This is a genomic window from Microcoleus sp. MON2_D5 (genome assembly GCF_036701905.1).
Lineage (GTDB): Bacteria > Cyanobacteriota > Cyanobacteriia > Cyanobacteriales > Microcoleaceae > Microcoleus.
In genome coordinates, this window is the sequence record NZ_JAUBRM010000041.1 from 26888 (window position 1) to 48852 (window position 21965).

At 46.5% G+C, this 21965-nt stretch carries 18 protein-coding genes; 10 read left to right on the forward strand and 8 right to left on the reverse strand.

Annotated features, from left to right (window positions below; genetic code table 11):
• Positions 1-287: 287 nt before the first annotated feature.
• From QUA47_RS16605 to QUA47_RS16615, 3 genes are all read left to right on the forward strand, one after another.
• Positions 288-1121 (forward strand): prohibitin family protein, encoded by an 834-nt coding sequence (locus QUA47_RS16605; RefSeq protein ID WP_333407316.1) that lies wholly within the window; start codon positions 288-290, stop codon positions 1119-1121.
• A gap of 269 nt (positions 1122-1390) precedes the next feature.
• Positions 1391-4402, forward strand: a complete 3012-nt coding sequence (locus QUA47_RS16610; protein ID WP_333431559.1) for an EAL domain-containing protein — start codon at positions 1391-1393, stop codon at positions 4400-4402.
• Positions 4403-4565: 163 nt separating this feature from the next.
• Positions 4566-5282, forward strand: a complete 717-nt coding sequence (locus QUA47_RS16615) for a Uma2 family endonuclease (RefSeq protein WP_333431560.1) — start codon at positions 4566-4568, stop codon at positions 5280-5282.
• Positions 5283-5341: 59 nt separating this feature from the next.
• Here the strand turns inward: QUA47_RS16615 and QUA47_RS16620 are convergent, their stop codons facing one another.
• Genes QUA47_RS16620 through QUA47_RS16630 form a run of 3 tightly spaced genes read right to left on the reverse strand, consistent with a single transcriptional unit; the run spans position 5342 to position 9543 of the window.
• Positions 5342-6805 carry a DUF1802 family protein gene (locus tag QUA47_RS16620; protein WP_333431561.1) on the reverse strand — a complete coding sequence of 488 codons (1464 nt, stop codon included), beginning with the start codon at positions 6803-6805 and terminating at the stop codon, positions 5342-5344.
• 44 nt (positions 6806-6849) lie between these two features.
• Entirely contained in the window at positions 6850-8772 is a 1923-nt protein-coding gene (locus QUA47_RS16625; protein ID WP_333431562.1) for an ATP-binding protein, read from the reverse strand.
• 48 nt (positions 8773-8820) lie between these two features.
• Positions 8821-9543, reverse strand: coding sequence for a hypothetical protein (locus QUA47_RS16630; RefSeq protein WP_333431563.1), 723 nt, complete (start codon positions 9541-9543; stop codon positions 8821-8823).
• A gap of 378 nt (positions 9544-9921) precedes the next feature.
• On the opposite strand from QUA47_RS16630, the gene QUA47_RS16635 reads away from it, so the two are divergent.
• A complete protein-coding gene (locus tag QUA47_RS16635; protein ID WP_333285139.1) occupies positions 9922-10434 on the forward strand; it encodes a rhodanese-like domain-containing protein in 513 nt (170 codons plus the stop codon).
• A 322-nt stretch (positions 10435-10756) separates the two neighbouring features.
• Here QUA47_RS16635 and QUA47_RS16640 read toward each other — a convergent pair whose 3' ends face one another.
• The 5 genes from QUA47_RS16640 to QUA47_RS16660 form a co-directional block, all read right to left on the reverse strand.
• Positions 10757-11191: an NUDIX domain-containing protein gene (locus tag QUA47_RS16640; protein WP_333285141.1), complete on the reverse strand. Its 435-nt coding sequence runs from the start codon at positions 11189-11191 to the stop codon at positions 10757-10759.
• Positions 11192-11265: 74 nt separating this feature from the next.
• A complete protein-coding gene (locus QUA47_RS16645; RefSeq protein ID WP_333285143.1) occupies positions 11266-12012 on the reverse strand; it encodes a peptidase in 747 nt (248 codons plus the stop codon).
• 118 nt (positions 12013-12130) lie between these two features.
• The gene (gene secG / locus QUA47_RS16650; protein ID WP_190659521.1) at positions 12131-12370 is read right to left on the reverse strand and encodes a preprotein translocase subunit SecG; all 240 of its coding nucleotides are present in this window, start codon (positions 12368-12370) and stop codon (positions 12131-12133) included.
• 459 nt (positions 12371-12829) lie between these two features.
• Complete coding sequence (gpmI, locus tag QUA47_RS16655; protein WP_333431564.1) at positions 12830-14428, reverse strand: 2,3-bisphosphoglycerate-independent phosphoglycerate mutase; 1599 nt, start codon at positions 14426-14428, stop codon at positions 12830-12832.
• 429 nt (positions 14429-14857) lie between these two features.
• A complete protein-coding gene (locus QUA47_RS16660; protein WP_333431565.1) occupies positions 14858-15529 on the reverse strand; it encodes a retropepsin-like aspartic protease in 672 nt (223 codons plus the stop codon).
• Between the two features lie 228 nt (positions 15530-15757).
• Between QUA47_RS16660 and QUA47_RS16665 the strand changes: the two genes are divergently transcribed.
• The 6 genes from QUA47_RS16665 to cax all read left to right on the forward strand — a co-directional run bounded on the left by QUA47_RS16665 (position 15758) and on the right by cax (position 21891).
• On the forward strand, positions 15758-17185 hold the full coding sequence (locus QUA47_RS16665) for a hypothetical protein (protein ID WP_333431566.1): 1428 nt from the start codon (positions 15758-15760) through the stop codon (positions 17183-17185).
• 183 nt (positions 17186-17368) lie between these two features.
• Positions 17369-18109 carry an MORN motif-containing protein gene (locus QUA47_RS16670; RefSeq protein WP_333431567.1) on the forward strand — a complete coding sequence of 247 codons (741 nt, stop codon included), beginning with the start codon at positions 17369-17371 and terminating at the stop codon, positions 18107-18109.
• Between the two features lie 105 nt (positions 18110-18214).
• Positions 18215-18928: an MORN repeat-containing protein gene (locus QUA47_RS16675; protein ID WP_006631647.1), complete on the forward strand. Its 714-nt coding sequence runs from the start codon at positions 18215-18217 to the stop codon at positions 18926-18928.
• 177 nt (positions 18929-19105) lie between these two features.
• Positions 19106-19726 carry a DUF6391 domain-containing protein gene (locus QUA47_RS16680; protein WP_190659505.1) on the forward strand — a complete coding sequence of 207 codons (621 nt, stop codon included), beginning with the start codon at positions 19106-19108 and terminating at the stop codon, positions 19724-19726.
• A 382-nt stretch (positions 19727-20108) separates the two neighbouring features.
• Positions 20109-20570 carry a hypothetical protein gene (locus tag QUA47_RS16685; RefSeq protein WP_333431568.1) on the forward strand — a complete coding sequence of 154 codons (462 nt, stop codon included), beginning with the start codon at positions 20109-20111 and terminating at the stop codon, positions 20568-20570.
• Positions 20571-20790: 220 nt separating this feature from the next.
• A complete protein-coding gene (gene cax, locus QUA47_RS16690) occupies positions 20791-21891 on the forward strand; it encodes a calcium/proton exchanger (protein ID WP_333217794.1) in 1101 nt (366 codons plus the stop codon).
• Positions 21892-21965: the final 74 nt, after the last annotated feature.

Sequence of the window (21965 nt, forward strand, 5' to 3'; positions counted from 1 at the left end):
GTCGCAGAGCGATCGAGCTATCTATTTACTTCTGCCTTATCTAAAAAACTCCTCTTTGTCAAGATGATTGAAACATTTATTCATCAATAATCTTACCAAGCTACAAGTGCCATTGTTCATCCCCGCTCATCGAGCTAAGAGGTTCCCAGACCCTCGCAACTATATGACTTTTATGAAAAAAAATCAATGAATTTATGAGTTGTTGCACGCTTAACATGAAGTTATAATCTTAGATAAGATCGAATAGAAAACTAACATCAAGTAACACAACATAGGTGAATCAACATATGAAAACCATGCAAAGTGTTCAGTACAACCTAGCTCTCTACATCGTCGGTGGCATCGTCTTCATCATCGCCGCCTTAATTTTAAGACCTTTTGCCCTCGTCGGCGCAGGGGAACGCGGCGTCATGATGCGCTTCGGCAAAGTTCAAGACGCGATCTTAGATGAAGGCATCCACCCGGTTTTACCGATCGTCACCTCTGTAAAAACTATCAGCGTGCGGGTACAAAAAACAGATTTGAAAGCAGATGCAGCATCCAAAGATTTGCAAAGCATTACTACAGATTTGGCAGTCAACTGGAATGTTGACCCTGCAAAAGTAAATCAAGTTTTCCAACAAGTGGGAGACGAAGAACAAATTGTTACCAGCATTCTGAGTCCGGCAATTTCTGAAGTTCTCAAAGCAGCAACTTCTAAAAAAACCGCAGAAGAAATTATTACTAAGCGCACGGAACTAAAAAACGAAATAGACAACAGCCTCAAAAAGCGCTTGGAACCTTACGGGGTCATTGTCAGAGATGTTTCGTTAATAAATTTTGGCTTTTCTCCAGAATTTAGCAAAGCCATCGAAGCTAAACAAATAGCAGAACAAGAAGCTAAACAGGCAGAATTTACAGTTAAAAAAGCAACCCAAGACGCTCAAGCCCAAATAAACCGCGCTAAAGGTCAGGCAGAAGCTCAACGCTTGCAGCGACAAACTTTAACAGCCGAAATTTTGCAGCAGCAAGCAATTGAAAAATGGGACGGCCAGTTTCCGACAGTAATGGGAGGAGGCGGAACTTTGCCATTAATTAATATTGCGCCTCCGAGTTCTCAAGCTGCAACTCCTGCTAAATAAGCTGCTGCGGATCGTGATTGCCAGGGCGTGGGGAGAGAGTCTGAGGGGGAGAGAGTCTGAGGGGGAGAAGAATTGAGGGTTTTGCACTGCGGAAGTAAAGACGTGCTTTTTTAAATGCCCAACAGCAAGGGTAGAAAATACAACTAACCACTAAGGTGAAATCCCGCTTACTTAAATGCGGAGATACAATTTACGTTGCGCGAGTCGTGAAAAACGTTAGAGTAAGAAACAATTCGGAAATTGTAAAGGTTTGCTTGAAAGTTCGGCTGATGGGAGATCGGGAGAACCAGTCAATTTCTAATTTAGGTGGAGTGGGGGGTGTAGGCGATCGCCATACTGCGTCAGAAGCCCTGTGGCTGCGCGATCGAGCTTTGGCTGCTACTAGCAGCGGCATTGTGATTGCTGACGCCAATGCACCCGACTGTCCGATAATTTATTGCAATCCGGCCTTTGAACGGATGACAGGTTACTGCGCGCGTGAAATCTTGGGGCGTAATTGCCGATTTTTGCAAGGCCCGGATACCGATCGAACTACTGTAGCTAAGATCCGCGACGCCTTGCGCCAAGGTCTAGAAATCCAGACACCAATCAAAAATTATCGCAAAGACGGCACTCCTTTTTGGGCCAAATTATCGCTATCTCCCGTGCGAGACGACAACGCTAATTTGACTCACTTCGTAGGAGTTCAATCTGACTTGTCGGAACCACTCTGTGAAGTGCAGCAAGCATTGCAGCAAGCTAACGACCAACTGCAAACGATTTTGGAAGCAGTTCCGGGAACAGTATCTTGGATTAGCTCGGATTTGCGATATTTGGGGGTTAACCAGCACTTAGCCAAACTGCATGGTTTGCGGCCGTCGGCTTTTGTCGGTCAAGATATTGGTTTTCTGGGCGCTAGCTCGGATTTTAACTCTTTTGTGGTGGAGTTTTTTGCCGGCGACGCTACGGAAGCGGTTAAAGAACTCAACGTTAAGCTACAAACCGACGGGGGAGAGTCGGAGGGATACTATTTGATTGTGGCTCAAAAGTACGATCGCGGCAAAGCAGCTTGTCTGGTAGGGATTGACATTACCGAGCGCAAGCGGGCAGAAGAAGCTCTGGTGCTGACTCGCAAGGCGGTGGAAAGTTCGAGTGACGCGATCGGCATCAGCGATGCGAACGGCACTCACATTTATCAAAATCAAGCGTTTTCTCAGCTATTTGAATGGGACACGGCAGAGGAATGTAAACTAGCCGGAGGTATATCGGCCGTTTTTGCTGACCCCGCAGTCGCCAGGGAGGTACTCGACACGATCGCCCAGGGTTATTCTTGGTTTGGTGAAATTACCAAGCGCACTAAAAGCGGTAAAACTTTGCAAGTGTTGCTGCGGGCCGATGCTATTAAAGACCGCACGGGGAAAATTGTCGGTCTGATTTACATGAATACCGATATTACCGACCAAAAGCGCACGGAACAAGAGCTGCGGCAAAGCGAGAAGCGCTTTCGATCGTTGATTGAAAATGCTAGAGACATTATTGTGATTCTCGACGAGAAAGGCTTTTGCCGCTATGTATCTCCTTCCCTAGAGCGGATTTTGGGCTACCCGACGGCGGAAGTCTTGGGCCGATCTATATTTGACTTGATTCACCCTGACGAATTGCTGATAGTGGATCAAGTGTTCAAAGGTGTCATGCAAATGCCGAGAGTTAGCCAGGGAATGGCGGAATACCGAGTGCAGCACAAGGATGGTTCCTGGTGCGTGTTGGAAGCGGTGGCGACGAATTTGCTCAACGAACCTTCGGTGCGTGGAATTGTGGTCAACTGTCACGACGTGACTGAGCGCAAGATGGCTGAAGAACAATTGTTGCACGATGCTTTGCACGATGCGCTGACAGAGTTGCCGAACCGTGCTTTGTTGACTGACAGGTTGGGGCAAGCTTTTGCCCGCGCCCAACGGCATCCGAGCTATCAGTTTGCGGTGCTGTTTCTGGATTTGGACAGGTTTAAGGTGATTAATGACAGTCAGGGACACCGCACGGGCGATCGGCTGTTGGTGGCTGTGGCTCGCCGTCTCTTGACTTGTTTGCGGCCGGGGGATACGGTGGCTCGTCTGGGAGGAGATGAGTTTGTGATTTTGCTGGATGAAATTCACGGTGTTGATGAGGCGATCGCCCAAGCAAAGGAAATTCTCAAAACGATCGAACGACCGCTTTATTTGGAAGGTAATAAAGTTTTAATTACTGCTAGCATCGGCATTGCTTTGAGTACCGACAAATATCAGTGGCCGGGAGATATTTTGCGCGATGCTGATATTGCGATGTACCGGGCCAAAGCTCTCGGTAAAGCTCGCTACGAAGTTTTTACCAGTGCGATGCACACTCGGGCTGTGGCTTTGATGCACTTGGAACACGATTTGCGCGAGTCGGTTGAAGAACTAAATTTCAAATATCCCATAGTAAATTTCGCCTGTGGGACGGCGGCGGAAAACTCGCCGATGAGTGAAATCGATCGCAGATTGGATCGTCCGAAGTCGCAATTGACTACTTTAAAATTGGAATGTCCTTTTACTGTTTATTATCAGCCGATCGTTTGTTTAAAAAGCGGATCGGTTATCGGATTTGAGGCGCTGGTGCGCTGGCTGCACCCGGAAAGGGGTTTAGTTTCCCCGATGGAATTTATTGCGATGGCGGAGGAAACAGGGTTAATTACGCCTTTGGGTTTGTGGGTTTTGAACGAAAGCTGTCGCCAAATTATTAAGTGGCAGAGTTTGAATTTATCTGTGGGAAATTTGCCGCTGACAGTCGCAGTAAATCTTTCCGGGAGGCAGTTTGCGGAACCCGAGTCGATCGAGCAAATTAAGCAAGTTTTGCTGGAAACAGGTGTTGACGCTCGCTGTTTGAAGTTGGAGATTACTGAGAGTGTGGTGATGGAAGATGGAGAAGCGGCGGCGGCGATGCTTTCGCATTTGAGAGACTTGGGTATCGGGCTGTGTATTGATGATTTCGGCACTGGTTATTCGTCTCTGAGTTATTTGCACAAATTCCCGATTAATATTTTGAAGGTCGATCGCTCTTTTGTTACCCGCATCGGGGAAAGGGGCGAAAATTTGGAAATCGTGCGGGCGATCGTCATGCTGGCCCGCAGTTTGGGGATGGAGGTAGTAGCAGAAGGGGTCGAAACCGCCACCCAATTGGCTCAAATGCGGGCGATCGGCTGCGAGTACGGTCAGGGGTACTTTTTCTCTAAACCTCTCGACAGTGAGGCAGCTACAGCCTTGTTGAGGCGATCGCCCAAATGGTAAACTGAACCAAATATTTAATTTGTATTTTGAAAAATATTAAAACTATTGCGGCCTGTGCTTATTGGAAAGTCAATAAGGGCGATCGATCTTTTGGTAATCGATGTCTTGAGTGTTAAAATTACAATTGAGTATAATAGCAAACTATAGAGATAGGTAAAAATATATGTCTCAATCTATTGTGCCAGCAGTCGCAGAAAAAGAGTTCGATACTTCGCCCACATTAACTTTTGAAGAATACCGAATTTATCAAGGAGAATCTGATGTGAAATATGAGCTGTACAAAGGCAAATTAATCCCGATGCCAACAGCCACAGTTTTACACATCAAAATTTGCGAATATTTAGTTTACCAGTTGCAGCGTTACCTAGCCGCTCACAATCTCGACTTAGTAGTAAAAACTGGCTTGGGAGTGAGAACCGATGAAGATAAATCTCGGATTCCCGATGTAGTTGTCTGCACTCAAAGTCTTTTGGAACAAGCTGCTGCTAGACCAGGTGCAGGTATCCTCGAATTTGATGAAAAGCCGCTGTTAGTGGTAGAAGTCGTCAGCGAAAATCGCCGCGAAGATTACGTAATTAAACGCGGAGAATACGAATTAGCGAATGTGCCTGAGTATTGCATTGTTGACCCTAAAACGGGTAAGCAAAAAATCCGGCTTTTTGCATTAATTGAAGGTGAAGATGGTTACACATATACAGATTTCGTGCCTGGTGAGGAAATGGAATCTGTAGTATTTCCCAATCTGAGATTATCAGTCAATGAAATTTTAGATCCGCCATTGGTGGAAGGGTTAATTAAGGCAGAACAAGCTCAATTGCAGAAAGCTGAAAGATTGGCGGCGAGGTTACGGGAGTTGGGCGTAGATCCTGATGCTGTGTAGGAAATTGGATAAAGTACGCGCGGCGAAGCTATCCCGTAGGGAACCGCCCTTGACGTATCTCAATCATCTAGCGGCAAGTCGCGCAGGAAATAAAAGCGCTCGCTTTGCCCATTTTCTCCTTTAATTCGCCCTAAGTAACCAGTCAGCGGTGAAGAAAGTTCTATAGTCAAATCCTTTACTGATTCGTTTGTCAGCTTAGAATCAGTGGCGGCAAATCTAGCATTGTATTGAACTTTAATCTCAACAACCGTTGGAAAGTCGCTATCTGAGCAAAGTTGTTTCACTGCTTGTATGATTTGCGATCGCACTTTAAGCTTTTCCCGCACATCGTCAATATAGCGATTAACCTTAGCATCGGCTTCCTCACCAAACGGCTGTTGTTCCAAACAAGGTTTTAACTGTAATAAATCGATCGAACCTGGTTGCTTAGCTTTCAATTCAACTAATTTTTGCAATGTTTCCGGGCGAATTACATTCATTTTACTACCAATAGCTGCTTGATTAGCTGGATTAGTTAAAGGCCCAGCCGCCAAAATAATTTTAACCGATCGATCGAACTTATCTTGACCCAAGTGAGTCAAACCTAAATGAATTAGTTGAGCCGTTACACTATTAGGTACACTTTCATGTTTGCTAGCTTTGCACTCTCCCGCTACTGGATAGGGAGTCTCGCAATAAAAGTCCAAACCACCAGCGCCGCCTGTTGATTCTGGATTGAGACTAGCTTTCGGATTAGTGTTAGAATTGGCAAAACCTAGCTTGACAAAACTTTTGCGGACTAACTTTTCAAAGCCATTACCGTCGCTAGAGTTGCCAATTTGTGCAATTGTTTTAATCCAATCTAAATCAGGATCGGGTTTGGCTGTTGGTGAATTTTCTGACCAACCGAGAAATATTTTGATTTCTGCATCTAGTTGTTTGGCGTTTGGGTTAGTAGTGGATAAAAGGGCGATCGTACTTTGCAACTCTTCCAATTCTGGATGTTCTGGCGGCTCTAGTTTTTCCAGCTTTTGACGGCGTTTAGCAAAGATAGACTCGCTCAACACAGGTGAAGAATCAGTAACATTTAGAGACTTTGGCAAAGGTACAAAATTGCCGCTGGGATGGACAGACATTTCTAGCGGCTGAGGTAGCAAATAAACCCGTAGGTAAGCTACAAAAATAAAAGGACGCTGCTGGAGAATTTGCTGTAATGCCTCTGTTTTCCAGACTGTTAACCGCGACAAAGCTTCTAATGATTCAGCCTCATTCACCATTTGGCACAATTCGCACCTAGCCCAAGCTTTGATCCAAACTTTATCTGAAACTACCAGTGGGAGTTCTAATTGCCCTGACTCAGAAAACAAGCTCATTTGCTTAGGTTTCATCAAGGGCATATTAGAATTATCGGTTGGATAAAGTGCATATTGTTCTCCCGGATTAAACGTTCGCCAAACTATTGCTGCAATCATTCGCCCTTGGATTAAAGCTTCTACGTCTGGGGCAGGTAAACGTATAGCTTTGTCAATGTTGACTAGCGACATGGATTTACTGTTATCGAAATATCAAGTTGATAGTTTATGAAAAATCAATTAAAATCGCTAAGCAAATTGTCGCACGCCTCCTCCATTTCTTCCGATAAATCATCCATCATAAAGTCCGCCAGGGTTACGGGATCATCTGCTATCATGTCAGTAGGCATCTGATAGGAAGGATCGCTAAGAATTTCTTTAAGCAGGGGGTTATCAACTCCAAGCATTTTCTCAGCACCTTTCTCAAAAATAAACTGAAATATTTGCTCCTCACTTACTCCGTAATCTACTTTGCGTTTTTGATAAACAGCCCGAATAGCTAACAGCGGTTTAATTTCATTTTCTTTCAGTTCTACATACTCTCCACCTTGCTGTTTAATGAGGGGTATAAGATACTTTTGCTCTAAGTGTGAACTGATTTTTTTGTCTCTGGAACGAACCAAACAACCGCGAGTCATACCAAAGGTTTCGTAGTCATTTAACCTTTTCAATCCCGCTCCCAATGCTTGGCCACCATCATACTGAAGGACTGCTACTCCAATACTTATATCGTTTCCATCCTCTTTACCAATTACTTTGAAATTGATGTAATCATCTTTGCCTCCACGTTTCTTAAGTTTATCCGTGACTTCGTGAACTGTAACCCTTTCAAGTGTGTGACCAATTAATGTCTGAAACCCAAAGAATAAAGCATCCGCCAGCACAAAATTATCTTCTAAATAATTTGTAATCTCTTCCTCTAGCTCTTTGGTAAAAGCAATTTCAACGGGATTAGAAATGCTTTCCTCTTTCGTGGTATCATCAGGCTTCACCATAGGAGGCTTACAATGATCTTTGCACCAGTTTAAAACCTCTCTGACAGTTGGTCTTCCCTTACCAAGCTCACTAAGTTGACTTTTAGTAAATGGATAGGTGGGATCAAGAGACACTAAGTTTCGCAGTTGATAATATTTATTCATCCAAAATGTAACCAAGTTAAAAATTGATTCCCCATCCATGTACTTTAAGTCAATTGGATTTCCATGAGCAGAAACCTTACCGTACACTCCACCAGGTAGTTGTTTTATTCTATTGCTCCATTGAGCAGGCATCATTACGCTCAGTATCAAACCTCTGCTGAGATTTTGAAATAAATCTTTGATTAGTCCAGCTACAATCTGGCTGATGTGTAAGCCACTAATATCGTCGTAGATTTCTTGATCTAATTCGTCAAAGCAAATTACAAGTTCATTGTACTCACTAATCAAATCTAAAATTTGTAGAACCGCCTCAAAAGATTGGCATTGGCTCGGTAATTCCAACTCATTAGCTTTGTATTGAGCAAGCTCTTGACCCTGTAACCATTTGATTGCATAAGGTGATTGTTCGTCTGAAAGCGTCCAGAAAATTGCCTTGACAATATCTGGATCGTTAATATTTTTGGCTTGCCGGAATTGTTTTGTTAGATTTTTCACCCATGTTTTCACTTTTTGGAGTGTGTTTGCCTTGAATTTTTCCAAAAATTCTTGAGTAGAAAAAACTTTAGCATTTGCTTTGGTAACCTTTAAAGCATGGTTAGCCATTGCCGTTGCTAGTTCTTGCCACTGTGTCACCCCTTCTCTGCCAATATTACTAAGGCTCTCGGCTAATATTCGCTGAAAGCCTTGCTTGATTTTATGTATGTCACCATATTGGTTAGCGTAGACAAATAACCCTCCTCCATCCTTCTGTAGGCGATGGCGGATACGGCTAATAATGTGAGTTTTACCAGTTCCATCCTGAGCCGTTATAGCAATTGAAGTTGTTGAATATTGACCTGCACGAATTTGCTCAAGTGCCTGAAAAACTGTATCAGAAGCATGGGAATTTATTGTTTCAAAATCAAATAATTCCTTGTCCCAAACATCACTAGCATTCAGATAAGGAGGTTTAGCAAAAGGATTCTGACTTAAGAGAGCAGCGTTAAGCTCTTCAGTGGAAGAAACAGAAGAATTAGTCATGGCTTTTTGTGTGAGGTTAACGAATTTACAAAAGGATTTAGGCAAATTTTAGGAATTTAGCCGTTTGGCATAATAACGAATTGCACCAAGTTCAGTTTTGATCGAATCTTCAGCTTTATCAGGCGTGATATCTTTCATCTCACCGCCGATCAACTGAAAAATATCTTGAGCCTGCATTTCCAACAGCCACTCATTGAACTCCGATCGCCCTACCATTTCGCCGATCGCCCGACGCATCCGATAAATCGGCACTAAATCGTCTAAGTTATAATCCCGGTTCAAGCTGTCATACACATCGATCGCCACAGCCTTAAAATCGTCATAGGATGCGATCGTCCCTACATCCGCCTTCCCCTTATCAACAGCAACACTCGCCGCACTATCCTGATGTCGAATCCACTTCAACAAAGAATTTCCCAGCCGAGTACCAATTTGAGAACCATCAAACTCAAACAAAGAATCCCGACTTTTGAGCCCCTGCGCTAAAACTTCTTTCCCCTTAGCGCTCAATTCCACCAGCGTCACCCGATTTACCAGCGAATACTCGATCGCCCCAGTCGCCTGCAACTCGCCGAGCACTTCCACATATCTCTGACTCGTCTCATTAGTCCGCACAATCCGCTTAGTCAAATCCCCCTTTTTCACCTTCATCCTCCCGCCGCCCAAATCCCACAAATTCAGCAGTACCCGAACTTTTGCCTTTGCATCCCACACCGCTTGCTCTTCCGGTGTCAAAGTGTTAGACACCGGAATTTCATCTTTCTCAGACATATTCAGACCTTTAAATACTTGTTCTTAGTATCAAATTTTATCATAAATCTTGCTGCCAAACCTCTCCACTTTTCCGTAAAATCCCGCGCGAGGCTGTACGCAACTTCGGCCAATTTCATTTCAAAATAATTGTGATTGACTAAAAGGAAATCGTTTGATAGAATACGTAATCTAACGAGCGATCGCACTTCAAATTCTCCACAGCAAATGCGATCGAACAATCTGAAGCACAGCCCGCTTTCCTCTAGCAAACTCAACAAATCTAGCGATCCCAACCTTAGTCAACCACCTGCAATCCAGTTTAAATGCGACTTTAGTTCAATGCCAAGTTCAGCCTTTAGAAAGACGAATTCAACCTAAACCTCTTGTTACATTGCAATGGCAATCAAAACATTGAACAACCTTTTACCCATGAAAAATATTCCCGACCAAATTTCCGACATCAAAGAAAAACTTCCAGATTTGACTCCCACCCCTCCTGGTTTGAAAGCTCAAGCATCTAGCCACGACCTCAAAGCCCGTTTAGATTGGGGCGAACCCGGACTCACAATCATCGACGCTCGTGATTTTGAAAGCTTCACCAAAAGCCACATTACCGGCGCGGTAATGATGCCAATGGACGAATTAGTCGGTAGAGCACAATCGAGTTTAGAACCCATCCGCGACATCTACATCTACGGCGAAAACGACCAACAAACCGCCGAAGCGGCCAATCTTCTCCGCGCAGCAGGCTTTCAAAAAGTAGCCGAACTAAAAGGCGGAATTCCTGCTTGGAAAGCCATTGACGGCCCCATGGACGGCTCTGGCGAACACGATACTCCCGGCCCCGACGCCTACAACGTTTTTTCTCGCTTGCAACACCACGCCGAAGCTCAGAAAACGAACAAATAACCTCAGATTGGCGGCAGGATTCGCCCACAGAATCTGACACTTAATAAACCCGGTATCGCAAAAGTTACCGGGTTTTTCAATCAGAACTTATACCCCAATACGCTTGGGTTAAAACTGTTTATTCCCCGGAGATCCCCCTAAATCCCCCTTAAGAAGGGGGACTTTGAGTAATTTCTTGTCCCCCCCTTCGTAGGGGCGGTGCCCCCGTGCCCGCCCTTGGCTAGGGGGGATCGGGCTTAACTGAACCATATTGACTTATACCAAATCCTGCCTCAATTTTCTTAGTCTCTTACAGAGTGACTTCCTTTGTATAGCCTCGCTTTCAACCGCCGACTCTTAAATTTCTGCCATCCAAATATGCCTTAACTTCCCCAAACATGAGGCGGTTTGCATCAAAAGTAATCCGTTTAACAGCTTCATCAAAAGAAAGCCAAGCAGAATTTTGAACTTCCTCCTCTTGCAAAACAACTTCCATCGAATTGACAAAACCTAAAAAATAAGTGACAGTTTTTTCAATCGGCTCCCCATCTTTCACAAAAGAATAGTGTTCCGTAAAACTCGGCTCATCCAGCATTTCAAAATCCGATATACCTGTTTCCTCCTCAAATTCCCGCCTTGCAGTTTCCGCAGGAGATTCCCCGGGGTTCGCGTGACCTTTCGGAAACGCCCAATGTCCCGCTTGATGTTGAATCAACAAAAACAAAGCATCAGCTTCCTTTCCAAAAATCGGCACAATCCCAAAACATTCATCTTTCATTTTTCTGATATTTCCTATTAACTATTATGTTTTTTTAGTCCGTGTAAGCGAACTTAATTTGGAGAGATGCGGTTTCAATCGCCGAGTCTCTGAAATTCCCACCCTAACCGAGTCTGCTGTTCGTAAACCCGCTTCAAAGTATTAACATCCCTCGCTGAAATAGGCGGAGGATTTCTCACCTGAGAAAAATAAAGCACATCAGTTTCCATCAAACTGTGACCCCAAATTCCCAAAGCGTGGCCCAACTCGTGCCGCGCCGTCGCCGGAATATACTTACCCACTTGATTCGGATTCAAATAAACCGAAAACCGATGAGATAGCACAGTTTTATCCCCATCCCGACGGGCGTACAATTCATAGGTAGCCTCTCCAGAGCGCGATCGCAAAACCCCTTGACGCAAAGGCGGAGCCCGACGTAAAATCCTAATATCAGCCACCTCCGAACTATCCACCACTTCCAAAGGCAAATAAACCCCCCATTCCCGGACAACATCCAACACAGCCGCCACCCATTCTTCAGACTTATTAGCATCAACTGGACGCTCAACATAAACCTGAATCGGAAACTTAGACCACAACAAATGACCGAAATTCGGTGGCTTAACCTGGTCAAAATAATCACCACTATTTGTGGAATCTTGCCAATTCGCTAGCGTTGGCGGCAAAGGGTGAACCTGTGGATTCGGCAAACTATTAGGGAGAGAAGAAAGAGTCGCCGCCGGAGTATTAACCTGAGTAAAAATTATGAAGCTAAAACAACATAAAGCCAATCCCAAACCAGACAGCAATCGAGGTTTTACTGTCACTTTCCACAACCGCATTTTTCTGACTGCACTTAAATTTCATTTTTAGGGCGGGCTAGAAGCCCACCCCACAATAATTTATTTATGTGGCACGGGCGTCTCGCCCGTGAGCTATCTGCGGTTAAAAATCCAAATCTTATAACTTAGGCGCCAACCAACCAGCACTCAAAATCACAGTCAAACCCATAAAAACAATAGACAGACCCCAAGTAATCCGGTTCAGACTCGTTTCTGCACTCTTGGCGCTGGTAAACAATTGAGCTTGTCCGCCAATCCCTCCAATACCATCGCCTTTAGGACTGTGCAGCAACACAAAAATCACAAGTCCTAAAGCAGACAAAGACCAGATAACTTGTAACACAGAAACAATATTCATAATCTGGAGTAATTGGTAATTAGTAATCGGTAATTTATTATCCTATCAAATTCGGTCGATCGCACACAATTTATGCAGAGACACTCCCCGAGCCCACTGGTGTCAACTTAACGTCAAACCCGCAGTCCGGCAGGGAATGAATTCCCTCCCTCAAAGCGAAAGTCCTCTTAAGAGGACTGAAAAGAAGAATTTTTGCTACTGCTGAATCCAAGTATGATTTTGCCTGATGGGGTAATTCTAAGTGCTTACCCTGTCAGCGCTGGGGCAACCACGGGGGGATTGCCCCTACAAATTTCCTACCCCAATTCAGCAACGCCGAATTTTTAAACTCATTAGTCCTCTTGAGAGGACTTTCGCTATTAGACAGGGAATTCATTCCCTGGCGGACTACCGGATGGGCGGGAGGACTGGGCCGATGACAGCTTAAGTTGACACCAATGCACGGCGCCTTTGTCCCTACTACAATCGGACTCGCACCGGAGTGCGATTGGCACGAACTTCAAACTCAGCCGATCGAATCATAGAGCGTCCCGTCATCTCCGGGGGCTGAGGCAACCTCAACAGCTCCAGAATCGTCGGCGCAATATCCGCCAAACAACCATCCGTCCTCAGAGGAACATCCGTTCCGTGACCCGGAATCTTCCGACCTTCACCTTCTACCAGAATAAACGGCACCGGGTTAGTAGTGTGAGCCGTCCACGGATTCCCATCCTCGTCAAACATCTGCTCAGCATTTCCGTGGTCAGCAATAATAATTGCCGTTCCCCCAGCTTTACTAATGGCGCTCAACAGCCGCCCCAAACATTTATCCACAGTTTCGATCGCAATTATCGTCGCATCCATCATCCCCGTATGACCAACCATATCGGGGTTAGCGTAGTTAATCACCATAAACGAATAGATGCCTTTTTCCAAAGCCGTCACCACCCCATCCGTCACCAAGTCCGCCGACATCTGGGGCGCCTCATCGTAAGTCCCCACCATCGGGCTCTGCACCAACTCCCGGTGTTCCCCGATAAAAGGCTCTTCCAGACCCCCATTAAAAAAATAAGTCACATGAGCGTACTTTTCAGTTTCCGCCGTCCGCAACTGCTGCAAACCGTGCTTAGAAATCACCTCGCCCAGAATATTGTTCAAATTCTGCGGTTCAAAAGCCACCATTACCGAGAGTTTCGGGTCGTACTGAGTAAAAGTCGCAAACGCCAGGGACTCAATTAACTTCCGTTCAAACCCTTTAAAATCCGGTGCCACAAAAGCCTGAGTCAATTCTCTCGCCCTGTCCGGGCGAAAATTAAAGAAAATTACCCCATCCCCGGATGCCACCGCCCCCGGAGAAATCCGAGTCGGAACAGCAAACTCGTCCGTCACTCCTTCAGCATAGGAGCCCTGCAACACATCCACAGCCGATCGACCGTCAGGAGCACCCTCAGTCGTCATCACCTCGTAAGCGCGCTGCACCCGATCCCAGCGCTTGTCCCTGTCCATCGCGTAGTAGCGGCCGCTGATGGTCGCAATCCGACCGACCCCTACCTCTGCGATATAACTTTCAATCTTGCCTAGAGCTTCGACACCCTCTTTCGGAGTAGTATCACGACCGTCTGTAATCGCGTGAATGCAAACCTCAGAAATTCCCTGTGCTTTTGCTAATAGCAGCAAACCCTTAATATGACTGAGATGGGAATGAACCCCACCTTCAGAACAAAGACCAGTCAGGTGCAACTTGCCGCCCGTAGCGCGGACTTTCTGGCAAAGCTCAACCAGCGCCCGGTTGTTAAGCAAAGAACCATCTTCCACTGCATCCGAGATCCGCACCAACTCTTGAGGAACCACGCGGCCCGCGCCCAGATTCAAGTGACCCACTTCTGAGTTACCCATTTGCCCGTCTGGCAGCCCTACCGCCCGACCCGAGGTGTGAATCAGAGTTCTGGGATAAGCGGCCCAGAGACTGTCCATCACGGGTGTTTTTGCCGCGGCGATCGCATTTCCGTCTTGTTCTTCACGATAACCCCAGCCGTCTAGAATAATCAGCACTACAGGAGATACAGACGCTTGTGCCATGTGAATACCTTATTTACAATAATTAATTTCTCGATCGTCATGATGGCCGATTTTGCGGAACATCTGCCGCTAATCAGTTTACATATTTTCTACGCTCCGGCTGAACAATGCCAACCAATATTCCCTCAGCCACAGCATTTTGGGAACTTATTTCGATCGGCTTGGCGAATTGTTTAATTGATTGCCTTGGCTTGTACTGTGAATCGTTGTCGGAGACTGTTACCGATCTCACCAACAGCAGCCGTGCTTTTTTGGCCGGATTTCACGGATAGTTTAACCGTCGGTGGCTCTTGAAACACTAAGAACAATACCACACTTGGTTGCATTTTGCTACCGCCTCAACCAATAAATTTAAAAGCCTTGAGTCGGCTGCGAATAACTTTATAGGACACGAGTTGAGCAAAAATCGCTTGCCGACTCCGCTCACTTTTAGCGAACATAAAATTCTACAACATCTTTTTTAATTTTGACATCGTAATTGCCAAAGAAATCGTGACCGAGCAGACCTATTGGCATTTGTTTGGCGATCGCCACTTCGACATTTTGGATCACAGCACCCCCAACCCGGATCGATCGCACCAGACCGATCGGGAACTCGACAACGCTACCGTCAGCGATCCCCGCTCTCACGGTACGCACCGGCCTCACTCCCAGCGCAGTAGCCATCCGCTGAGAAATCAAAGTGCCGCTCGCCCCGGTATCGAGAATCATCTCAAAAGTCTTGTTGCCGTTAAATACCACATCAATCACCGGCGTCCCGCCTGCGCGACGCTTGATTTTAGCTTGAAATACCTGTGGATTCCCCCGTGGCTTAGGCGGTTGATTTGCTGGGGGTTTGGCACCAGGATTGGATGGGTTCCAAAACTGAGAGTACAATTTGCCAGTGGTGAATCCCGATCCCGTTATAGTGCGATTCCCTTCGGGATAGCTCCGCTTCACGAGCGGCTGGGAACTCATATCGGGCACCAATGTCATCACCTGTGTTTCTGGCTGACGTGAATCAGAATGCACCTCGCCCCCCACCGATCCCAGACCAACCAAAACGGTCGCAAAAACAAAGCCCGATCGCCAAATTCGCTTGAGAATCACTTTTGCCATCATCTAAATACCTTGATTGATTCAATATTTCCCACAACGACCGCCATTGATATCCTAACTTGCTCGCCCAAAACCTAGCGCCCGAAGAGCCCGATGAGATCATGAGGAAAACTTGGCAATTTTCAAGCGATCGCATAACATCGAACACAGATAAACTTATAAACGGCAACAGGCTGTAATTGCAGAGCCTTGTTGGAGATCTTGAAATTAAGCAGTTAGGGGCGATCGGCAATGTACAAACTTTTATATTTGGCGACTATAGGACTACTAGCTTTCTCGATCGCAGGCTGCGGTGGCGAGGGCAGCAACACAGCCAGTCCCAGCCCCAGTCCCAGTGCAGCCTCTCCGTCTCCGGCAGCCTCTGCCAGCCCCACCCCAGCAGCTCAGACTTTCCAGTCTCCAATAGTAGCCGCCCAGCCTCCAGGGTTAATTCGATCGACCAACCCAGAGGAACGAGCAAGACAGGCTCAAACAAATATCGGCAACAAAAAGGACAGGAATCCAACACTTCCGCTTCAGCCCGTGCCCCAAGGTCCTGTGACAGCGAATCCTTCTCAGTTAGACCCCTTTGGGCCGCTGCCGCCGATCGCATTACAAATCCCTGCAGGAGCTAACGGAGCGGGTGGGATTAGCTCAGAACTCCCCAAACTGCCACAGCGAGAAGTAGCCGTGCTACCCGAGCTTCCCGAGTTATTGGCTCCGCCCCCACTTAACAGGCCTAATCAGACGGTTACTATCTCCAGGACACCCACGGGCGGTGGAGGGGGCACTCAGCCACTACGAGGTCGATCGGGAAATTTACTTCCCGAAGGTGATGGGGCGCAAATTGACTCGCGTCCCATAGTTCCACCAGGGGGAACTCCTCCTCGGTTAAATGGCGGTGGCGGTGGCAGAAATGGTTCCTTACCCGGAGGCACCGGGGGGCAAATTGGCTTGCCGCCCCAAGTTCCGGAGCTAGATGCTCCTCAGTTAGGTCGTACTCGTACATCCCCGCCGGGACTCGAACCCATTGCAGCTAGACCCATAGGAGTGCCGGATCTGCCTGAACTTCCAGTAGACAAGCGCCCGCCCCAATGGAGAGACCCCAATGCCAGGGCAAGAAGAGTTACTGGCACCCGTCCTCCTGCAACTGGGCCAATAGCAGTTAGACCCCAAGGTGCGCCGAATCCGCAGCCTCGCCAGCCTCGCCGTGCGGGTCCCCCGCGCCCGCCCCAGCCAATAGCAGCTAGGCCTATAGGAGTGCCGGATCTGCCGGAACTGCCAGTAGACAAGCGCCCGCCCCAGTGGGTAGACCCAAATCCCCCGCCTCCTCCCGTGATCCCAGTAGTTCCGCCACCGCCGCCACCGCCTTCTACTGACATCGCTACAGGCACTGAAGTCAGCGGGGTGGTAAAAGTCGGCAACGAGACGCAAGTGATTGTCAAAGTACCGAATGAACCAACCAGCCGATATGTCAAAGTCGGGCAGCGGCTGTCTAACGGGCAAGTGTTGGTGAAGCGGGTCGATCTCAAGCAAGGAGCAGATCCGATCGTGATTCTGGAGGAAAACGGCGTTGAGGTAGCCAAAGGTGTTGGCGAAAAACCCGCAAATCGCCAATCACAACCAGCCAATGCAGTTATTAGCCGTCTCCCAAATCCGAATAGCTCAGCGCGACGCTGAAAATTGACAGTAAAGCAGGAAAAATGCTAAAGGCAAAAATTAGAGTTTTTGCCTTTTTGCATTTAGGGCAGATCTCGAACCTGAAGGTAAAATTAGTACAGGGATTAAAAAAGAGAGGACTTTTCATTGAGTATTAGCTTCTAGAAAATCCCTATTAGTAATTGAAGTTAAAGGAGATTGATCATGCTCGGTTCAATTCAAAAATTAGGGATGGTGATATTAGTTGCTTCTTGTATCGGCAGCGCCACTAATCTCTTGACTCCGCAGCCATCAATGGCTCAACCAAAACCCGAAGAAGGAAAACGCTCTCCCTTCTGCCAAGGCAACCCTCCTACGGGAAGAGTAAAATGCAATTACGAGGGAGGCGATAACTATGAGGGAAATTTCGTCAACGGCCTGCCCGATGGCAGCGGAGTCTACGTGTATGCTAATGGCGATCGCTACGAAGGACAATTTCGCAATGGAGTGCCAAATGGTAGAGGGACATTCATTTTTAAAGATGATGCCCGCTACACAGGCGTGTTCCAAGACGGCACAATGAGATCTGGGACAGTCGTTTTTGCCAACGGCGAGCGCTATGTCGGAAACTTCGCAGTCGTCAGGAACGTTCAGACTGATGCCATTAGCAGCCAACCCTCAGGGCGGGGTCAATTTTTTTATACTAATGGCGATCGCTACGAAGGACAATTTTTTGCAGGTTCGCCCTTTGGCCCGGGGGTATTGGTGCGGGTAGACGGCACTCGCTGTTCCGGCAGGTTTTTCAATCAAGAACTTGACGCTAGTGTCTCCTGCAGTTTCCCCAATGGTACGCGCTATGAAGGAGAATTGCGAAAGGGAGTGCCTCACGGTGTCGGGACAATGATCGATGCTAGCGGTAGGCGCTTTCCGGGGGTATTTCGCAACGGCAAGCCCGGAGTTTCGTAAAGGATAAATGATTGAGGTTTTCAGCCAACTTTTGACAACAAATGGGACAAAAGACAAAGGACAGAAGAAGATAATATCTAACAGCGCATAGGAGAAAGTTGATTGATGATTTCCCGTTCTTGGCTCAGTGGAATCGCTTTATTAGTTGCATCAGTGTTGGGAATTGGTAGTTACGCGATTGATCCCTTGCCCTCAATGGCGCAAGGAACAGAAGCTAAAACCGGTCGCTGCGTGCCAGCTATCGCTACAGGTAGAGTTAGGTGCGATTATGACAGCGGTGATAGCTACATCGGACAGTTCGTTAACGGTTTGCCCAGTGGCACTGGGGTATACGTATATTCCAACGGCGATCGCTATGAGGGGCAGTTCCGTCTGGGCAAACCAAATGGTCGAGGACAATTTATATTTAAGGACGACGCCCGCGTGGAGGGCATATTCCGAGATGGCAAAGTTAGTTCCGGGACAGCTATTTTTACTAATGGCGATCGCTATATAGGGTCGTTTTCTCTCGATCAAAAAGTAGGCGTGCCCACGGGACAAGGGCAATTCATTTTTGCTAATGGCGATCGCTTTGTGGGTCAATTTTTAGGGGGCAAGCCTTTAGGTACGGGAGCGTTCACCCGCGCTGACGGCAGTCGGTGTTCGGGACAGTTCTATACTCAAGAACTTGATGGTAGGGGTAACTGTTCGTTCTCCAACGGTATCCGCTATGAGGGAGAGTTACGCAAGGGATTGCCTCACGGTAAGGGCACAATTATCGATACCAGAGGTCGGCGACTTCCGGGAGTATTCCGTGAGGGCCAGCGACTAGAGCAATAAATTGGGAATAAGTGCTATCTGTTAGTAAGGGCAGGTTGAAGGCTAATAATTTTTGCACACAACCTGCCATTGCTAAATTTTAAAGTCACAACTATTGATAATTTATGCTCGGCTTTTTCTCAACCGAATTGCTAATGTTAAATATCCACTTAATGGAGTTAATGGAGGCGTTTTAATATGACAACTGCTGCTTCTGCTTCCGGCCGCACTGGCCAGTTTCCCTTCGACTTTGCCCCGCAGCGGACTCAAGATGCTGATTTGTTGCGACAACTCAATTTTGTGCCCGGCTTGAAGGAAATATTGGCTTTGCGACAAGTTCATGCTTTGGAACACGCTACGGTTTGGGTACTTGGCCAATCGATTGGTGCGACGACAGCAAGAACCGATAATGAGTTATTGGGCGGGATGTCCACAGACCAAGGGTTTTATCTTTATGGCCACGTCAACATTGTACAGTTGCATCAGGCAGTACGCGAGGCTTTGCAGCGGATTGCAAGCGGAGAGTGGGATTTAGCTGTACATCCCCGCTGTGGCACGAATTTGTCGGTGGCAATGCTGCTAACGGCTGGACTTGCTGTTGGCATCAATTTAGCCCTGCCTCGGGGGCCCATTCTGCAACTTTTAGGTTTGGGTGCAGCGGCGGCTGCGGCGGCTCAGTTAGCTCCTGATGTGGGAGCTCTGGCTCAGCGTTACGTCACAACTGCTATTCCGTTTAATTTGAGTGTTGTTGATATTACTGTAAGTCACGACTTCTGGGGACGCGAAGCTCATTTTGTTCGGGTGCGTTGGGTTGAATAGCTGCTGCGGGAGGAGAAGAGTAGGAGAGGGGGAAAGTTGACAAAATCTTTTTTCTTCCCTCAACTTCGAGGCGTTAAATTCCCTAGACGGCTTTGTCGCCGAACTTGCTTCTTCCTTCTTCATCATTTTGAGAGAATCGGTACTATTCAAAAGTTAATTGGGGCGACTTATCAACTTGCTTTTATTCGATAACTGGATACTACATACTAATATCTATATTTTCCATATTTTTATAACTTCATATTATATTCAAATTTCATCTTTACCGCTAATGTGTCAGCTATAAAAAGCTCGACTTTACTTCCTAGGGGACTTGTCAGAAAATAGCAGGATAAGGTAAAATCGCTTATTAGAATTTTTCGCGGCAAAGTCAATAAAAAAAATGTGCAAGTTACCGATCGATAAAACCTGGCTGCCAAGTCTACTGGCTGTCAGCTTAGCCGTAGCAGGCAACAGCTTTTTGCCTTTTTTAACCCACTATGCGAGTTTTGCTAGCGAAATATCCCCAACTAACGAACCAGAAAGAGTTCCTGACGGCAAGATAGTTCCAGTTAATGGCAAAGTCAATGTTAGATTAACGAATAAAACCAACGATAGACTATTTTTTTACGTGGTTGGACAGACTAACCGCGAGAGTTTAGCGGAAAATTCAACAGTCGCGCTGCCAGCATTGACACTACCGGCCTCAATTGTATTTAGGCGGCTAGATGGCGCATTATTGAAACCCAGTTTGAAACCTGGTGGCGAAGGAACTCTAGAGGTAAGATTAGACGAGACAAATGATTTAGGTTTGGATAAAACATCTTTAAGGATTCGGAATGACGGCGCACTTTTTCTCAGATAGACAACAGTCAGTCTCGTTCAAATTTTAGATTTTAGATTAACTCCACAGCCGTTTGCGGGGGGCTAAAACTTTTTTCTAAACCATGATTGCTCTCCACAACTTAAGTCCGGGGCTTGTATCCGTATTTGGGTGAGTCAGAGGATAGTTGAATCATGTAAAATCAACTTGACGAGCGCCGCGACAGCTAAACCTCACTCTTCAATACACCATCCGAGTTCCTATGTCAATCAAAAAGATTCTTTCCATAGCGCTGTTAATTTTTATCCCCATTTCCATCGCCGCTGAGTATTTGCACTGGGGTGCCCTGGCAGTTTTCATCACATCCGCTTTAGGCATTATACCTCTGGCGATTTGGTTGAGTACAGCAACAGAAGAAGTGGCGATCGTTACAGGCCCCTCCATAGGCGGCTTATTAAATGCCGTCTTCGGCAATGCTACGGAATTAATTATTGCAATAGTTGCCCTGAAAGCTGGCTTAATTGACATTGTAAAAGCCAGCATAACCGGTACAATTATCAGCAACTTGCTCTTAGTCATGGGATTTTCCATGCTGCTAGGAGGCATCCGCTACAAAGAACAAGAATTTAAACCGATTATCGCGCGGGTGAACGGTTCCACAATGACTCTAGCAGTGATTGCAATTCTGCTGCCGACAATGGTAATTTACACCTCCAATGGAGTCGAACCTGCGGCCATTCAGAATCTTTCCTTAATAACTGCGATCGTCCTAATTGCAGTTTACGCTCTAACTCTCCTATTTTCATTAAAAACTCACAGCTATCTTTACGAGGTTGGGTTACTCGAACTAGAGTCAGAAAATCCTCAAAATGCCAAAGAGGAATCTACTACGCACAAACCGAATTTGTGGCTGTGGATAGGAGTGCTAGTTGCCTCAACTGTTGCCGTTGCTTTTGAATCAGAAATTTTCGTTGGTGTTGTCGAAGAAACTACCAAAGGATTGGGATTGACGCCGCTGTTTACAGGGGTAATTCTGTTGCCGATTGTTGGTGGCGCGGCCGAATATGTAACTGCGGTAGGAGTTGCGATGAAAAACAATATGGATTTGTCAGTTTCTGTCGCAATGGGTTCGAGTTTGCTAGTTGCTTTGCTGGTAGCGCCGGTGTTGGTAATTATCGGATTAGTGATTCATCAGCCGATGGATTTAAACTTCAATCCCTTTGAAGTAGTTGCAGTTGCCATCGCAGTGACAATTGCCAATCTAATCAGTATCGACGGGCGCTCTAATTGGCTGGAAGGAGTGCTGCTTTTAGCAACATATATCGTGTTAGGAGCGGCATTTTACTTTCACCCCATTACTTGAACTAACAATTTTTTTGGAGGGGCAATCCCCCGTGGTTGCCGCTCTTCCCTGGAAAATAACTTATCTTGTTTCTG

Excerpts from the sequence above, each read along its gene's own strand:
- QUA47_RS16605 (WP_333407316.1), top strand. The coding sequence starts at position 288 with ATGAAAACCATGCAAAGTGTTCAGTACAACCTAGCTCTCTACATCGTC.
- QUA47_RS16610 (WP_333431559.1), top strand. The coding sequence starts at position 1,391 with ATGGGAGATCGGGAGAACCAGTCAATTTCTAATTTAGGTGGAGTGGGG.
- QUA47_RS16615 (WP_333431560.1), top strand. The coding sequence starts at position 4,566 with ATGTCTCAATCTATTGTGCCAGCAGTCGCAGAAAAAGAGTTCGATACT.
- QUA47_RS16620 (WP_333431561.1), bottom strand. The coding sequence starts at position 6,805 with ATGTCGCTAGTCAACATTGACAAAGCTATACGTTTACCTGCCCCAGAC.
- QUA47_RS16625 (WP_333431562.1), bottom strand. The coding sequence starts at position 8,772 with ATGACTAATTCTTCTGTTTCTTCCACTGAAGAGCTTAACGCTGCTCTC.
- QUA47_RS16630 (WP_333431563.1), bottom strand. The coding sequence starts at position 9,543 with ATGTCTGAGAAAGATGAAATTCCGGTGTCTAACACTTTGACACCGGAA.
- QUA47_RS16635 (WP_333285139.1), top strand. The coding sequence starts at position 9,922 with ATGGCAATCAAAACATTGAACAACCTTTTACCCATGAAAAATATTCCC.
- QUA47_RS16640 (WP_333285141.1), bottom strand. The coding sequence starts at position 11,191 with ATGAAAGATGAATGTTTTGGGATTGTGCCGATTTTTGGAAAGGAAGCT.
- QUA47_RS16645 (WP_333285143.1), bottom strand. The coding sequence starts at position 12,012 with ATGCGGTTGTGGAAAGTGACAGTAAAACCTCGATTGCTGTCTGGTTTG.
- secG (WP_190659521.1), bottom strand. The coding sequence starts at position 12,370 with ATGAATATTGTTTCTGTGTTACAAGTTATCTGGTCTTTGTCTGCTTTA.
- gpmI (WP_333431564.1), bottom strand. The coding sequence starts at position 14,428 with ATGGCACAAGCGTCTGTATCTCCTGTAGTGCTGATTATTCTAGACGGC.
- QUA47_RS16660 (WP_333431565.1), bottom strand. The coding sequence starts at position 15,529 with ATGATGGCAAAAGTGATTCTCAAGCGAATTTGGCGATCGGGCTTTGTT.
- QUA47_RS16665 (WP_333431566.1), top strand. The coding sequence starts at position 15,758 with ATGTACAAACTTTTATATTTGGCGACTATAGGACTACTAGCTTTCTCG.
- QUA47_RS16670 (WP_333431567.1), top strand. The coding sequence starts at position 17,369 with ATGCTCGGTTCAATTCAAAAATTAGGGATGGTGATATTAGTTGCTTCT.
- QUA47_RS16675 (WP_006631647.1), top strand. The coding sequence starts at position 18,215 with ATGATTTCCCGTTCTTGGCTCAGTGGAATCGCTTTATTAGTTGCATCA.
- QUA47_RS16680 (WP_190659505.1), top strand. The coding sequence starts at position 19,106 with ATGACAACTGCTGCTTCTGCTTCCGGCCGCACTGGCCAGTTTCCCTTC.
- QUA47_RS16685 (WP_333431568.1), top strand. The coding sequence starts at position 20,109 with ATGTGCAAGTTACCGATCGATAAAACCTGGCTGCCAAGTCTACTGGCT.
- cax (WP_333217794.1), top strand. The coding sequence starts at position 20,791 with ATGTCAATCAAAAAGATTCTTTCCATAGCGCTGTTAATTTTTATCCCC.